Origin of the sequence: Microbulbifer sp. YPW1 (assembly GCF_013367775.1) — a bacterium.
In the GTDB taxonomy this organism is placed as follows: domain Bacteria; phylum Pseudomonadota; class Gammaproteobacteria; order Pseudomonadales; family Cellvibrionaceae; genus Microbulbifer.
The window spans coordinates 592,711-608,463 of record NZ_CP055157.1; the positions used below are offsets into that span (position 1 = coordinate 592,711).

Below are 15,753 nucleotides of genomic sequence, written 5' to 3' on the forward strand. Positions count from 1 at the left end.
CATGCGATTCAACCTATCTGAGTGGGCGCTGCAAAACCGCCCGCTGGTGCTCTACGCCATGCTGCTCATCAGCATTCTGGGCGCCGTTTCCTACACCCAGCTCGGCCAGAGCGAAGACCCGCCCTTCACCTTCAAGGTGATGGTGGTCAACACCCTGTGGCCCGGGGCCAGTGCCGAGGAGGTCTCGCGCCAGATCACCGAGCGCGTGGAAAAGAAACTGATGGAGACCGGGGACTACGAAAGAATCACTTCTTTCTCCCGTCCCGGTCAGTCCCAGGTGATGTTTGTCGCCCGCGACAGTATGCGCTCCAAGGATATTCCCGACCTCTGGTATCAGGTGCGCAAGAAAGTCGGCGATATCCGCCACACCCTGCCGCCGGATATTCAGGGGCCCTTCTTTAACGACGAATTCGGTACCACCTACGGCAATATCTACGCGCTTACCGGTAACGGTTTCGATTACGCGCTGATGAAAGACTATGCCGACCGGCTGCAACTGGCCCTGCAGCGGGTCGAGGATGTGGGCAAGGTGGAATTACTGGGCCTGCAGGACGAACGTATCTGGGTTGAGATTTCCAATACCAAGCTGGCCTCCCTGGGAATTCCCATGAGTGCTGTGCAGACCGCACTGCAGGGCCAGAACAGCGTGGCCGACGCCGGCTTTGTGGAAGCCAGCAGTGACCGCGTAAGGATTCGAGTAAGTGGCCAGTTCCGCACCGTGGAAGAGATCCGCGATTTTCCCATCCGCGCCGGTGAGCGCACCCAGCGCCTGGGCGATATTGCAGAAATTCATCGCGGCTTCAGCGATCCGCCCCAGCCGCGGGTACGGTTTATGGGCGAGGATGCCATCGGCATCGCGGTTTCCATGAAAAAAGGCGGCGATATTCTCGCTCTGGGAAAAAACCTGGATGCCACCTTTGCCGAGCTACAACAGGACCTCCCCGTGGGCCTTACCCTGAGCAAGGTGTCCGACCAGCCCGCAGCCGTGGAACAGGGGGTAGGTGAATTCCTCAAGGTACTCGCCGAGGCGCTGGTCATTGTGATGCTGGTGAGTTTCTTCTCCCTCGGTGTGCGTACCGGGCTGGTGGTGGCGCTGTCGATTCCGCTGGTGCTGGCCATGACTTTTGCACTGATGAATTACTTCGGTATCGGTCTGCACAAAATTTCCCTGGGCGCACTGGTGCTGGCCCTGGGATTGATGGTGGACGACGCCATCATTGCGGTGGAGATGATGGCCATCAAAATGGAGCAGGGCCTCAGCCGACTGAAAGCCGCTGGCTTCGCCTGGACCAGTACCGCCTTCCCGATGCTCACCGGCACCCTGATCACCGCGGCCGGCTTCCTGCCCATTGCCACGGCGCAGTCCGGCACCGGTGAATACACCCGCTCGATCTTCCAGGTCGTCACCCTCGCGCTGCTCGCGTCCTGGGTTGCCGCCGTGGTGTTTGTTCCCTATCTGGGTGCCCGTCTGTTGCCCGCACCAGCGGCGGCCGGGAGCGGCTCTGGAGAACACGCGGAGCACGATCCCTACGACAAGCCCTTTTACCGTCGCTTTCGCAAGGTGGTGGACTGGTGCCTGCGCTACCGCAAAACCGTACTCCTCGCCACGGTCGTGATTTTTGTCGGCGCCATCGCCCTGTTCCGTTTTGTACCGCAACAGTTCTTCCCCTCCTCTGCGCGGCTGGAACTGATGGTGGACCTGAAGCTCAATGAAGGGGCGTCCCTTACCGCTACCAGTGAACAGGTTGCGCGACTGGAGACCCTGCTCGCCCAACAGCCGAAGGTAGAAAACTATGTTGCCTACGTGGGCACCGGCTCCCCGCGTTTTTACCTGCCCCTGGACCAGCAACTGCCTGCGGCGAGCTTTGCCCAGTTTGTGGTGCTGACCCGTTCCGTGGAAGAGCGGGAGCAGGTGCGCAGCTGGCTGATCAGCACCTTGCACGAACAGTTTCCCAGTGTGCGCACCCGTATATCGCGCCTGGAAAACGGTCCTCCGGTGGGCTACCCGGTGCAATTCCGGGTATCCGGCGAGCATATTGCCGAGGTGCGGGAAATTGCCCGCAACGTGGCAGAAAAAGTCCGCACCAATTCCGCGGTCGCCAATGTGCACCTGGACTGGGAGGAGCCCAGCAAGGTGGTCCGCCTGCATGTGGACCAGGCCCGTGCGCGCGCGCTGGGTGTGAGCAGTACGGAGCTGTCGCGTGCGCTGGAGGGCTCCCTGTCCGGCACCACCGTGGGCCAGTTTCGCGAAGACAATGAGCTGATCGGGGTACAGGTGCGCGGCGGTGAACACGAACGTCACGCACTGCATCAGCTGGGTAACCTGGCTGTCCAGACCAGCAGTGCGCGCAGCGTCCCCCTGAACCAGGTGGCAACCCTGGAATACGGCTTTGAAGAAGGCGTCATCTGGCACCGCAACCGCCTGCCCACGGTCACCGTGCGCGCGGATATTTACGGCAAGCAGTTACCGGCCACGGTGGTCAACGATATCTGGCCACAGCTGCAGCAGATTCGTACCGAACTTCCGCCCGGCTATTTGCTGGAGATCGGCGGCAGTGTGGAGGAATCTGCGCGGGGGCAGCAATCGGTCAACGCGGGGATGCCGTTGTTCCTGCTGGTGGTATTTACCCTGCTGATGCTGCAGCTGCGACGCTTCTCTCTGGCCACCATGGTGTTCCTCACTGCACCGCTGGGCATTATCGGGGTCACCCTGTTCCTGCTGGTATTCAACAAACCGTTCGGGTTTGTGGCGATGCTCGGCACCATTGCCCTCGCCGGGATGATCATGCGCAACTCGGTGATTCTGGTGGACCAGATAGAACAGGATATTGCCCAGGGACGCTCCCAGTGGGATGCCATTGTGGAATCGACGGTGCGCCGTTTCCGCCCCATTGTACTCACCGGACTGACTGCGGTGCTGGCAATGATCCCGCTTTCCCGCAGTGACTTCTTCGGTCCCATGGCCGTGGCCATCATGGGCGGGCTGATAGTAGCGACAGCGCTAACCCTGCTGTTCTTGCCCGCGCTTTACGCCGCCTGGTTCCGCGTACGCAAAGTGGATTCCGAATCCCCTGCGCAGATGCCACGGGATACCATCGCGGCGGAATAAACCGAAAAGGGAAAAGCACGAACGGTGCTTTGCCCTTTTTGTTTTCAGCGTTTTTTAATCGAGTCGATTACTGCTGCTGTTTCAGCGAGTCGAACACGATCCCGGTCCAGACATCCGGCTTCATAAAACCCTGCCCGTAGTGCTCATCAAACTCCCGGGTGGGCTTTGCCGCGATCACCTGCTCCCTGCTATTACCCGCGTCCACCAGTGTCTTGATCTTGCTGCGCAGACGCACCAGCAGGTCGTGGTATTGCTGCAGCCCTTTTTTATCACTCAGCGGGCCGTGTCCGGGAATGATCGTTGTCTGATCGTCGGCGATTTCAAGCACGCGACGGGCGTTTTCGATAACCCCATCGATACTGCCGCCCGCGGACAGGTCCACATAGGGATAGCTGCCGTTAAAGAAGGTATCCCCCATGTGAATCACATTGGCATTTTTGAACAGGATAATGGCATCGCCGTCGGTATGTGCCGGCCCCACGTGCTGCACGCGCACCTCGTCGCCATTCCAGTGAAAGGTGGTAACATCGGTAAAGGTAATCACTGGCAGTGCCGCCGCCGGCGAAGGCGGTGTGGTGCGATCCCACAACTTGGTAAATTGCTCGGTGCTCATGCGCTTGCGCACATTTTCATGTGCGACGATTAATGCACCCGCCTTGCCCATGTTCTCGTTGCCACCGGTGTGATCCCCGTGCCAGTGCGTATTGACCACAAATCGCAGCGGCTTGTCGGTCAGTTCCGCGACCGTGGCGAGGATTTTTTCACTCAGGGGCGCGAATTGATCGTCCACCATAAAAGCGCCATCGTCGCCGGTAAACAATGCCATGTTGCCGCCGGCACCCGTCAGCATATACAGATTATCTGCCACAGGCTGTGGCTCTATCTCCACCTTGGAGAAATCCCGCTGCGCATGCGCCTGCATGGCGCTCGCGGCAAACAGCGCGACTGTCAGCACCTGTATCCATTTCTGCCTTTTCATATCTCCCCTCCGGTTACGACGATGTCTGGAAAAGTTTTAGAAGTCGATCGGGGCGGTCGGTGACAATGCCATCCAGCCCCAGTGCGATAAATTTTTTCATGGCTTCCGGTTCGTTCACGGTCCATACGGAAATATGCAGACCGCAGCGACGGGCCGCGCTCACGAACCACCGGGTAAAAACCGGCAACCCGTAATAGCTGACCGGAAGCTGCATGGTCCGGAAAGCGGGCTTGAGCAGTCTTTCCGCAAAAACACACTGCGCGGCAAAAAACAGCAGAGCCTCCGGCAATGTCGCCCCGGTGGCCACTCTGGGGCAGAGACTGCGAAATGTGCGGATCACATTGCGATGGAACGAGGAGACGATCAAGCGTGCTTCACCGCCGGCCTTTTCAATGGCCCGCGCCAGCGACTGTGCTGCGCGCGGATCGTCATTCTTTAGCTCGATAACCATCGGGGTATCTGGACACGCGGCAAACGCCTGATCGATGGTAACCAGTGGCTGCGGATCCTTGCGATAGGGGAACTGCTCGCCGTCCGGGCTCCAGTGGTAGGCAGCGTTGAGCGCTTCCAGCTCCTGCAGGGTTTTGTCTTTTACCTGGCCACTGCCATCTGTGGTGCGCTCCAGGGTGCCATCGTGCAGCAAAACCAGATGGCCGTCCGCTGTCAGGTTCAGGTCTATCTCCAGAGCATCTACCCCCAGTGCCACCATTTTCTGCAGATACAGCAGCGTATTGCCCGGATAAAGTCCGCGCCCTCCCTCATCACCGTGGGCAATGACCAGGGGGCGCGCACGGCACGGTTGCAACCAGTGATCGCTATTGTTCATACCTACCAGTCGTTCACAGGATTCACGATGCCTGTTGCTGTGACTTCTCGGTCGGTTCATCGGAGCCCGTGGGACCCGTAACCGCCACCTGCTGGCGCCAGCCTATAAAGCGTGCCTCGAGCCACAGCGGGAAGAAAATCACGATGTCATACACCCGCACCAGCATGGCCCCGGTGCGCAGAATCCCAGCGCCCGCAAGACGCAGGATGACCGCCAACAGGCGCAGGGTGAATGCCGAGACAATACCGATCACCGTGCGTGCAGACGCGATAAAACTTTCCAGGGGAATCGCTGCGAATACCAGTACAAACGGCAGCGCAAAACCCATCGCCATCTGTGCCGATGCGGTTATCCACAGGGGGCCAGCCTGAATACCTGCCGCCGTGGCGTCGCCAGACGTGTCTCCCTGAATCAGGATCTCGCGCGTGAAGGCAAGCCCGCCCTCGACCAGCGCGAACACAAACAACAACGCGAATGCGCCCCACATCAAGCGCGACCGGGTTTTGTCATTGAGCGCACCAATCACCGGAAACAGGCGGGTGATCCGCACGCACTCCATGACGAACAGGCCCAAAGCGATTTCTACCAGTATCAGCACCAACGCGGAGATATCCGCTACCGAATAGCCACCGATACTGCCGGACCCGCCGACGACTTCCGCCATCGGTCGGGCAATCAGGTGAAAATTGACCAGCACACCACCAGCGGCAATGGTGAGTACAAACAGCGAAATAAAAAACTGGACGAGGGAAGATGACGACAGCATCCGCACGGCGCGGTGACTCCCCTGCACGATTTCTTCGTAGCGCTCCATGTGGCCATCCACTACCTTGGCGCGGTGCTGCACACCGACTACGGTCTTGTTGACCTTGCCCAGGCTGTTTAGGATCGCCCGCCACGCCGGCATCATGCGCTTGAGCAATTGATGTCGCTCCCGCGCAGATTCCCGATAGGCTTCGCGCGCCTTGGATTCGGCCTTGCGCATGGAGACATGGATGGCTTCCAGTACATCGCCCACCACGGAGTCGCGATCCGCGGGGATCTCAGTCACCGCCTTGATCGCCTTGGCCCAGCTGGTGGGTTCCGGGGGCACTTCCGCGCTGCGCACGTAATCTTCATCGATGGCGGCAAGCTGCTCGCAGAGCTTGCGGTGCAGTGCCGGGTACTGAGCCAGCTCTTTTTTCATTGCACTTTCTATGCGATCGAACTCGCGCTCGATATGCCGCTCGCTAACCTCGCGACCTGCGGCAATCAGCACCTCGCGATTGCGCAACTGCAAGCGCCCTTCTGCCGCCGATACCGCATTGGCGGCGAGGCGCAGGGAATGATGAAAAAAACGCGCCAGGGCCATGATTCCCTGGTGGAAAGGCTTGCGAGCGAGAAACAGTGCGATCAGTGCGATAACAAACCACAACCACGCTGGCAGGCTGTGAAAGATTTCGGTCATGGTACAGCTTCCTCCCTTGCTGACAGGCAGCAACTGTTAACGTGTGTACAGACCCGACCTCAGTCTTGTAGCGGTGCAGTGGCGTCCATTGCCACAAATCACAAAGAAGTGACTTCCGCCATCCTACCAAGGGTGACCGGCAGTTTGTGCAGGAAATCGATAACTGGAGGATTTTCGCGCCATCCCGTGAGCGGAAGTCAGTCCAGGCGCTTGCGGAAACGCGCTATGGCAAGTGTCATCATCAGCAGGATAAAGGCAACTAACGCCAGCAGGTCTGGCCAGAGTTCGAAGATACCCGCACCGCGCAGCATCACGCCGCGAATCAGGCGCAGGAAATGGGTTAACGGTAAAATTTCCGCCAGCCACTGTGCGGCCTTGGGCATGCCGTCAAACGGAAACATAAATCCAGAGAGCAGGATCGAGGGCAGGAACACGAAGAAGGTCATCTGCATGGCCTGGAACTGGGATTGGGCGCGGGTTGAGATCAGCAGCCCCATGGCCAGGTTGGCGAGAATCAGCAGCAGCGCGGCAATATACACATCCAGCAGGCTACCGCGGATGGGTACACTGAACAGCAGGGTACCCAGCAACAGGATCAGGCTGGTCTGGATCAGGCCGATCATGCCGTAGGGTAATACCTTGCCGATCATCAGCTCCGCGCTGCTCACCGGGGTGGCGATCAGCAATTCCATATTGCCCCGCTCCCGCTCGCGCACAATGGCCACCGAGGTAAACATCACCATAGTCATGGTGAGGATGATGCCGATCAAACCCGGCACGATGTTGATCGCCGATACCCGCTGGGGGTTATAAAAGCTCACAATGCTCACCGGCGCCTGCGGTAAAGGCACCGATGACTGCCGGTTGGGCTGGCTCGTATTATTTTCCGGCGGCGGCTCCCCGATGGGCACCTGCGCCAGTTGCGCCGCCGCGCTCTGCACTACCGTATCACTGCCATCCACCAATATCTGGATCGCCTGCTGGCCGTTCGCCAGACGGCGCTCGTAATCATAGGGAATCACGATACCGACACTGATCTTTCCGCGGCGCAACAGTTCCATCAATTGCTCCGGCGTCTCCGCCTGGGCGACCGGCTCGATCACCCCGGTTGCCAGCATATCCATCACCTGCTGGCGTGACGCACTGGTGCCCGACTGATCGGCAATGGCGGCGGGGAGATGGCGCAGGTTGAGGTTGATGGCATACCCGAACAGGACCAGCTGCATGATCGGAATTCCCACGATCATTGCGAGGGTCATGCGGTCCCGACGCAATTGCCGGAACTCCTTGAGCAACACCGCAAACAGCCGGCGAGCATTCACGAGTCAGCCTCTGTGCGCGCTTCCTGCTGATGTGTCGCCGCCACGAACACATCTTCCAGGCTGGGAGAGACCGGCGCCACCCTGGCATCCAGCTGCTGCGCGGCAAGTGCCCGCTCCACACTCTGTTGGCTAGCCTGCCGGGCATCAATCAGCACCCGCAAGCTGTTGCCGATCTGTGCAGCACTGATAACACCGGGCACAGCTGACAGGACACGCTTGGCATTTCGTTGCGTATCCGTCTCCACCAGCAGGGTGCGTCCCTCCAGATCTTCGGTAAGTTCGTCCGGGCTGCCGTCGGCAACCAGGCGACCGCGGTCGAGAATGGCGAGGCGATGGCAGCGCTCCGCCTCATCCATATAGTGGGTGGATACCAGAATCGTGGTGCCCGCATCGGTGAGCTCGAACAGTTTCTCCCAGAAGTCCCGTCGCGATTCCGGGTCCACCGCACTAGTGGGCTCATCGAGAAACAGTAATTCCGGCTTGTGGATAACTGCGCCCGCCAGCGCCAGACGCTGCTTCTGTCCGCCACTCATGGTGCCGGCAAGCTGGTTTGCACGGTCTTCAAAATGGTATTCCGAAATCAATTCGTCGATACGCACCCGCGCCTTGCGTGATGGAAGGTTCTGCACCGCCGCCAGAAATTCCAGGTTTTCGCGCACGGTGAGATCGGTAAACAGGGAAAATTGCTGGGTCATATAGCCGATGTGCTGGCGCAGAACTTCCGCCTGCTCGGGAATACGCAGCCCCAGTACCTCGATCTCACCGGCAGTGGGCGTCAACAGACCGCACAGCATACGGATGCTCGTGGATTTCCCCGATCCATTGGGGCCGAGAAAACCGTAGACCTGGCGCCGCTGCACCGTGAGTTCCACCTCGTCTACCGCTTTCAGCGAACCGAAGTGCTTGCTCATACCGCGCGCGCGGATGGCAATATCATTTTCCGCCGTCATAGGGCTCTTCATCGGTATCCGCGCTACCGGCAGCGGAATCTTTCTGCGGTGATTTCTCTGCACCCGTTGAAGACAAACTACGCCCGGCTTCGCCCTGTTTGCCCAAGGAAGAAAATTCCGCGCGCAATGGAAGGCCCACTGGCAGGCGTGCCGCATCCGTCTGTAACTGGATTTCGGCGATATAGCTGAGGCGGGTGGCATCGTCTCCGGTGAGTGCGTAGTACGGAGTAAAGCTCGGCTCATTGCGAACCATGCGCACCTTGCCGGCAAACGGGCCGAGCTTGTGGATGCCATCCTCACCCTTCCCCATGCCCTCCAGATAGACCTGCGCGCCACTGCCGACCTCCACATCCAGCCGCAGGGGCTGTGGGACATAGACCCGCGCGTAGGGGGTTTCTCCGGTCAGCATCACCACCAGGGACCCACCGAGGGGTGCCTGGTCACCGAGTTTGAAGGGGATGCTGTCGACGATGCCGGGCTGTGGCGCCGTAACGGTCAGTTTCTGCAGCAATGCGCGCCGCGCCTGCGCCTGCGCGCGCGCTTCCGCCAGCGCCGCCTGCCCCTGCTCTATTTCCTCGATACGGGTACCGCGCTCCAGTTCCAGTAACTGTTCACGCGCGCCGCGCACCTGTGCCTCAGCGCTTTCGGCCGAGGCCTGGGCGGCGTCGATATCGGATTGAGAGGCGTAGTTCTTTTTGCCCAGGGCCTGCAGGCGTCGGAAGTCCGCCTGGCGATCGCGCGCTTCCGCCTGCGCCGCCTCTAGCGCCGCTTGCGCGCGAGCTATTTCTTCCTCTCGCGGGCCGTCGTTCAGTTCCTGCAGCGCTGCAACCTGACGGGCCACCGCAGCCTCCGCTGCCTGCAACTCCGCGCGGGTAGTCTCTGGATCCAGCTGCAGCAATACCTGCCCTGCCACCACTCGCTCGCCTTCACGCACCCGGATATCGACGATTTTTTCTGCCACCGGCGCAGGCACGGCGATGCGGTCCCACTCCAGGGTTCCGAGGGTCACTGGTCCGCGATCACTGCAAGCTGCAATAGCCAGAAAAAAAGTGGCGGTTAGAGTGCACCGAAGAATATTTCTTATGAGTTTCCGCCTCACAGATTCGCTCTTCAATTTAACTACGCTTAAAAGTGGCAAATGAATGGATTTAGCTCCAACCGAACGGGTAAAGATTGTTCCTATATACGCCGGATTTGAGAAGAATATTTCCAAAAAACATAAAAATAGAAAGTCAGGCACAAAGCCTTCTTAAAAAATCGATTTTTAAGACAAAAAATTATGGGAAGACTGTCATCTTATTTGGCCGCCACCCCAAAAATCCCTACTACACTCCATACAAATTTCTCAAGGACTGAGATTTTTCACTTAAACGGGTCAGCGCAAATTCCTCCAAACGGGCAAAACAACAAATCGCCCACGCCAAGAAGTAAAAACGGGGAATCTTAGGGGTCATTCAACCGTCGCGTCCCGCGAGGACTATCTCGTCCTGAGAAGGTTATGGGTCAATTATGGGGTAATCTATGCCGTTTCTCTTTTTGAGCGATACCGGCCTTCACGGGGACTTGATGTTCTCTCTCATCTCGGAATCACTGCCTTTCAACTGGGAAAAATCGGATTTTGGAAAACAGAAGCACTGCCTGAAGACCTACGACGCCATTGTCGTGAATTGTTTCGCGCTAACGTCTAAATCGACACCCAGTGCAGAATTCAATTACCTGAAAGGCATTGATCACTCACGGGTATTGCTGATCAACGTGCCCAATGACCTGCCCGCGCACATCACTACACCACTGGAAGAGCGAAAATTTACCTTCCTTTGCGACAGCCGTACCGGGCAACAGGAGCTGATCCGCAAGCTTACATCGGGGTTGCAGAACCCGCGATCACAGGCAGAGGGTGATTCACGCTCCAGACTGCTCCTGACCAAGCGCGAACAGCAGATTCTGACGCAGCTTACCACCGGTGAGCCTAACAGCATAATCGCCTCGCGCCTGCATCTGAGCGAGCACACCGTAAAAAATCACATGTACAACATCTTCCGAAAAATCGGGGTGAAGAATCGCCTGCAGGCCAGCAATTGGGCAAAGCTCAATCTGCAGATGGAAAAAATATGAAACCCGCAAGCGCCTCGCGGCATACATTGCTTCCCGCTTCGCTGCTCTGTGCGCTGCTGGCAGTAAACCTCGCGCTGCCAGCAGAGAGTATCGCGCAGCAGGAGGATAGTGGTGCGCTGGAAGATACCGCGCCTTCGACTGACGACGACGCTGCGATCGAGGACGAAATCAGTGGTTTTAACATCGACCAGACCATCACCCGTACCGGGCATGACTTTGCGCGCTTTATGAGCGAGTACCGCAACCTGAATTACCCGGACAGCGACTACAACCTGACTATCCAGGAAAGGCCCTCTGCCCGCTGGGGCAACCTGATCTGGATCACCTACAACAACAAAACCGTGTTCCGGCGGTTTATCAGCCCCAGCACCAACAATATCCGAGCGCTGGCGGAAGAAGCATCCCAGATGATTCATGAAATGGTGCTTCAGGAAAAAATCCGCGCAGCCTTCACCGACCACTTCGACTTAGGCAAGGATGAACTCTGATGGCAAACAATAAAGCAGCGCACCTGCTACTCGCCCCCTGTATCGCGCTATCCAGCAGCTTGGCACTGGGGACGGAGCTGGTATACGAGCCTCGCAACCCGAACTTTGGTGGCAACCCATTGAACGGAAGTTATCTATTACAGAATGCCCAATCCCAGGACGATCACGAGGACCCAAACAATCCCGCAGACCTGTATCAACAACCCAGCGCACTGGACCGATTTACCGACTCTCTGGAGACACGTCTGCTTAACCAGCTTCTTACTGACGTGGGTAACGGCAATAGCGGCGAACTGATCACCGATGATTTTATCGTCCAGATTGTTGATAACGACGGCGTGTTGACCGTGTTGATTACCGATCGCGCCACGGGTGATAAAAGTGAAATCATCGTGAGTGGTCTCAACCCCACCAACTGATCCATTAAAACTCGAACAACCGACATCAAAATACACACAGGATATAAAGCCATCAGATCCCTATAGATGCACCCTGGACTGATCCGCAATTCCAAATAATCGCGAATAATACTGGAGACTAGCGTGATGTTTACTAGAGGTTCCAAACTCGTCACCGCCCTTACATTTATTGTTGCAATCAGTGGCTGTACTGCCGTCAAGGAAACCGGCGACGCCCTGTTTGGACCAGGGCGAGAAGAGGCCAAGCTGACTCCGCGAAACGCGACCTATCGCGACCTGCTCAACTTGCCGCAACCCAAGGGCAAAATACTTGCGGCGGTGTATAACTTTCGCGACCAGACAGGCCAGTACAAGCCAGCGCCTTCCAGCAGTTTCTCCACTGCCGTTACCCAGGGTGCTGCGTCGATGCTGATGAATGTACTGAATGAATCAGGGTGGTTTATCCCACTGGAGCGCGAGGGCCTGCAAAACCTGCTGACGGAGCGCAAGATCGTACGCGCGGCTCTGGCCAAACCCAACGCACCGGAGAACAACCCGATGCTGCCCTCACTGGTCGCTGCAAATATCCTGCTGGAAGGCGGCATCGTTGCCTATGACACCAACATTCGCACCGGCGGCGCCGGCGCGCGTTACTTTGGTATCGGTGCCGATGAACAGTACCGGGTAGACCAGATTACCGTGAACCTGCGCGCCGTGGATATCCGATCCGGTCGTGTTTTGCATTCTGTGCTCACGTCGAAAACCGTCTATTCGAAGGCGATCAGTGCAGATGTATTCCGCTACGTGAAATTCAAGCGGTTGCTGGAAATAGAGCTCGGCACTACCACCAACGAGCCCGCCCAGCTTGCCATGTTATCCGCCATGGAATCAGCAGTAATCCATCTCATCAGCCAGGGAATCATCAGTAATTCCTGGGCGCTGGATAACCCGGACGATATCAATAACCCGGTGTTGCAGTATTACCTGAATGAAAGTACCGCCGTCCTTTAAGGCGGTAGAAACTCCCGCTAGAAAAACGCGCGAATAAGCAAGCATTGAGATTTACCCATGGACAAGAATCCCGCCCAGTCCGGATTGTGGATATTCCCGATCGCCTTGGCGACCGTATTTTCTACCTCCTATACGGCCATCGCACAGGAAGTCAATGGCAGTTCCAGCGAGCTTTCAGGTATCAGCGAGCTTGACGCGCCTTTCGGATTTTCGACGGCCAACATGGCGAACATTTACCAGGAAGGTAATTTCAACCATGTTTCGGCACAGCAGCTGGGGACGGTAAATTTTCTCTCAATACAACAGGTGGGCTTCAAGAACCTGTTGATCACTAACCAGGTTGGTGAGGGCAATAGCACCATTGCCACGCAAACGGGAGAAAGCAATATCGCTGCGCTACTGCAGGCCGGTTACGAAAACATTATTTTGCTGGAACAGATTGGTTATGCCCACAAAGCGGGGATCACCCAATACGGCGTGCGCAATTCGGCGAAAGTGGAACAGATCGGGTTATCTCACAACGTGACCATCAACCAGCGGGGCAACGGATTGAGTACCGCAGTCACCCAAACCGGGGTTTCCATGACCACCACTATCAATCAATACGATTAACGGCAAGACATCCGCCGGGGCTCGCCCCGATCGGCTCGCTACAGAGGTAAACATGCCAGCTCTCGAGCTATCAGACGCGTATTCCATCAAGCCTTTTCGCACCGGAATGGCGATCATGATGCTATTCACTTGCCAGTGCATCACTGCCGAGGAAAATACCGTTTATCAGTACCAGGAGGGCCTGGAAAACTTCGCTATCTCCCAGCAACAGTTTGAAGCAACCAAAGAAAACACCTTTGAACAGGATCAGGAAGGCACCCAGAACAGCGCGTATGGCGAACAGAAACAGGAAAGCGATAGCAGTATTCGGCAGAAGCAGGATGGCGCGTTTAACGACTCCCATGTTCAGCAGCAATATGGCAGCAACAACGATATTCACAACGTGCAGGTTGGCGCAGAAAATAGCGCCACCACACTTCAGTCGGTTACCCATCAAAACCGCGCCCTGACCCGGCAAGTGGGCTTTGGCAACGAAGCCAGCATCACCCAATTGAGCGGTAACTTCAACGACGCCCGCATACACCAGGGCGGAATTGCCAACCGGGCCGACACGTCTCAGGACAGCGGGTTCTACGTAAAAAGTCACACGGAACAACAGGGAAACGATAATAACGCGGCTGTGTCTCAAACCGGCGTGGGGCACTTTTCTGTCATCGCGCAGGAAGGCGCATTTAACCGGGGGTTGGTTCAGCAATCGGGTGCGCAACAGGAAGCGGACATATTGCAGAACGGTTTGGCAAACCAGTCCATCCTGCTACAGGAGGATGATTACAACCAGGCCAGCACTAACCAGAGTGGCAACTTCAATCAAGTAGTGATTCAACAAAATGGCGTCTTTGGTCTGGGCGGCAGCCATCAATCGGTTGTGAGCCAGGTTGGTTCGTTCAACGCTACCGCGATCTCACAAACCGGCACCTCCTCCAATGCGACGGTTACCCAGTTCGGCAATGGTAATTCCGTGTCACTTTCTCACTGATAACTCCATTTGTGGATCTGGATGAAACCTTGCATCCGCTTGCCTCCATTTTCCTCCCACGGCATCCCCATCTTCGTATAAAAAGCTTTCGACGACACCACTCTGTTATTCGGTTATGAATACGGGTTTTCCAGAGCTTTTCCTGATTAAAAAATGTACTTTCTTCCTAGTTTTTTATGACTTCCCTCCTATAGCGTCCCCCCTATCCAGCAGCAACACTCAATAACAAGATGATCAACTTTTAACCTTATTGATCATTTTTCAGCTCTCAACGACGAGAGCCCGGTGTCGGAGCAACCCCTTTCACTTACTGCTGACATTCGCCAGATCAACGATCGAATGTATCAGTGGACCGTCAATCTCAGGGGGAGCCCCGACTACGACACAAACTTGGGAATGGAGTCCATCACAGGCGGGCGTACAACGCCAACCACCGACTTCTCCCCCCCAGTTATGGTGCATTCAAGCGTGCCATAAATAATCAGCACCCCCGGGGCTGGTTGTACTTAACGTCCGAAGTAAAGGAGCAACTCATGAAGACGTTTTCCCCTATCGCTGCTGCCATCCTACTGGCTGTAAGTGGTTCTGCTTTTGCCGCCAACAACACTGCCAACCTGACCCAGATTGGCGTAGGTAACAACGCCACCGCCGACCAGACCGGTCCGACTACCGATGACAACCTCATCAATCAGGTTCAGGTAGGCTTCTTCAACAATGCCTACGCAGAGCAAGACGGCGAGAGCAACAGCGTTATCAACCAGACTCAGTTTGGTGCGGTAAACAATGCTTACTCTCTGCAAACCGGCGGCGCCTTCAATAGCGCCTCCATCTTCCAGGCCGGCGCAGCGAACGGTGCGGCCACTATCCAGGCGGCCTCAGCCCTCACCAGCGCGTCCGTTACCCAGGTGGGCTTCCTGAACGGTGCACTGTCTCTACAACTGCTGAGTGCCCTGAGCTCAACTGACATTACTCAAGTTGGTATTGCCAACACCGCATCTGCTGTACAGGTGCTGAGCCTGCTGTCTTCCTCTGATATCTTCCAGTTCGGTATCGCGAACAACGCGGACTCCTTCCAGGTTGGTATCCTGAACTCTTCCAGCATGACTCAGCTCGGTGTAGGCAACGATGCGGACACCCGTCAGATCGGCTTGCTGAATGATGCGGACATCCTGCAAGTTGGCCTTGGTAACGAAGCAGACGTATCTCAGCTGGGCCTGGGCAACTCCGGCAGCACTACACAGGTAGGTCTGTTCAACGACAGCTACATCGGCCAGATTGGTATTGGCCTGACTGCCACCACCGTTCAGCTGGGTGGCTTCAACAACGTACTCGTGGGCCAGATTGGCCTGGGTGATACCGCGACCTCCCTGCAGGTTGGTTTCGGTAACAACGGCTTGATCCTGCAGTAATCCTGCGATCGCGCTTTAAGAAATGGGCAGCCTACCCGGCTGCCCATTTCTTTCCTCGATTTAAACGTCAGCAATTCACTAATTTCAAAATTCCTTTCGTAGTTTTGGAGT

The 15,753-nt window shown here is 56.8% G+C and carries 14 protein-coding genes; 8 read left to right on the forward strand and 6 right to left on the reverse strand.

Features of this window, described 5'->3' with window-relative positions:
- The first annotated feature begins 1 nt into the window (after position 1).
- Positions 2–3,109, forward strand: a complete 3,108-nt coding sequence (locus tag HUW35_RS02505; protein ID WP_181254130.1) for an efflux RND transporter permease subunit — start codon at positions 2–4, stop codon at positions 3,107–3,109.
- Positions 3,110–3,176: 67 nt separating this feature from the next.
- Here HUW35_RS02505 and HUW35_RS02510 read toward each other — a convergent pair whose 3' ends face one another.
- From HUW35_RS02510 to HUW35_RS02535, 6 genes are all read right to left on the reverse strand, one after another.
- Positions 3,177–4,088 (reverse strand): MBL fold metallo-hydrolase, encoded by a 912-nt coding sequence (locus HUW35_RS02510; RefSeq protein ID WP_181254131.1) that lies wholly within the window; start codon positions 4,086–4,088, stop codon positions 3,177–3,179.
- Positions 4,089–4,101: 13 nt separating this feature from the next.
- Positions 4,102–4,914 carry a glycerophosphodiester phosphodiesterase gene (locus HUW35_RS02515; protein WP_181254132.1) on the reverse strand — a complete coding sequence of 271 codons (813 nt, stop codon included), beginning with the start codon at positions 4,912–4,914 and terminating at the stop codon, positions 4,102–4,104.
- A 22-nt stretch (positions 4,915–4,936) separates the two neighbouring features.
- Entirely contained in the window at positions 4,937–6,361 is a 1,425-nt protein-coding gene (locus HUW35_RS02520; protein WP_181254133.1) for a hypothetical protein, read from the reverse strand.
- 197 nt (positions 6,362–6,558) lie between these two features.
- Positions 6,559–7,683, reverse strand: coding sequence for an ABC transporter permease (locus HUW35_RS02525; RefSeq protein WP_181254134.1), 1,125 nt, complete (start codon positions 7,681–7,683; stop codon positions 6,559–6,561).
- Positions 7,680–8,633, reverse strand: coding sequence for an ABC transporter ATP-binding protein (locus HUW35_RS02530; protein ID WP_181254135.1), 954 nt, complete (start codon positions 8,631–8,633; stop codon positions 7,680–7,682). Before HUW35_RS02530 ends, HUW35_RS02525 begins: the two co-directional genes overlap by 4 nt.
- Positions 8,617–9,642 carry an HlyD family secretion protein gene (locus tag HUW35_RS02535; RefSeq protein WP_219932636.1) on the reverse strand — a complete coding sequence of 342 codons (1,026 nt, stop codon included), beginning with the start codon at positions 9,640–9,642 and terminating at the stop codon, positions 8,617–8,619. Before HUW35_RS02535 ends, HUW35_RS02530 begins: the two co-directional genes overlap by 17 nt.
- 557 nt (positions 9,643–10,199) lie before the next feature.
- Here HUW35_RS02535 and HUW35_RS02540 point away from each other — a divergent pair.
- The 7 genes from HUW35_RS02540 to HUW35_RS02570 all read left to right on the forward strand — a co-directional run bounded on the left by HUW35_RS02540 (position 10,200) and on the right by HUW35_RS02570 (position 15,642).
- Positions 10,200–10,748, forward strand: coding sequence for a helix-turn-helix transcriptional regulator (locus HUW35_RS02540; protein ID WP_255463432.1), 549 nt, complete (start codon positions 10,200–10,202; stop codon positions 10,746–10,748).
- Positions 10,745–11,236 carry a curli production assembly/transport protein CsgE gene (locus HUW35_RS02545; protein ID WP_181254137.1) on the forward strand — a complete coding sequence of 164 codons (492 nt, stop codon included), beginning with the start codon at positions 10,745–10,747 and terminating at the stop codon, positions 11,234–11,236. Before HUW35_RS02540 ends, HUW35_RS02545 begins: the two co-directional genes overlap by 4 nt.
- Positions 11,236–11,655, forward strand: coding sequence for a curli assembly protein CsgF (locus HUW35_RS02550; protein ID WP_181254138.1), 420 nt, complete (start codon positions 11,236–11,238; stop codon positions 11,653–11,655). Before HUW35_RS02545 ends, HUW35_RS02550 begins: the two co-directional genes overlap by 1 nt.
- 126 nt (positions 11,656–11,781) lie before the next feature.
- Positions 11,782–12,645, forward strand: coding sequence for a CsgG/HfaB family protein (locus tag HUW35_RS02555; RefSeq protein WP_181255437.1), 864 nt, complete (start codon positions 11,782–11,784; stop codon positions 12,643–12,645).
- A gap of 57 nt (positions 12,646–12,702) precedes the next feature.
- On the forward strand, positions 12,703–13,257 hold the full coding sequence (locus HUW35_RS02560) for a hypothetical protein (RefSeq protein ID WP_181254139.1): 555 nt from the start codon (positions 12,703–12,705) through the stop codon (positions 13,255–13,257).
- A gap of 52 nt (positions 13,258–13,309) precedes the next feature.
- Entirely contained in the window at positions 13,310–14,233 is a 924-nt protein-coding gene (locus tag HUW35_RS02565) for a hypothetical protein (RefSeq protein ID WP_181254140.1), read from the forward strand.
- Between the two features lie 533 nt (positions 14,234–14,766).
- Positions 14,767–15,642: a hypothetical protein gene (locus tag HUW35_RS02570; protein ID WP_181254141.1), complete on the forward strand. Its 876-nt coding sequence runs from the start codon at positions 14,767–14,769 to the stop codon at positions 15,640–15,642.
- The last annotated feature ends 111 nt before the right edge of the window (positions 15,643–15,753 follow it).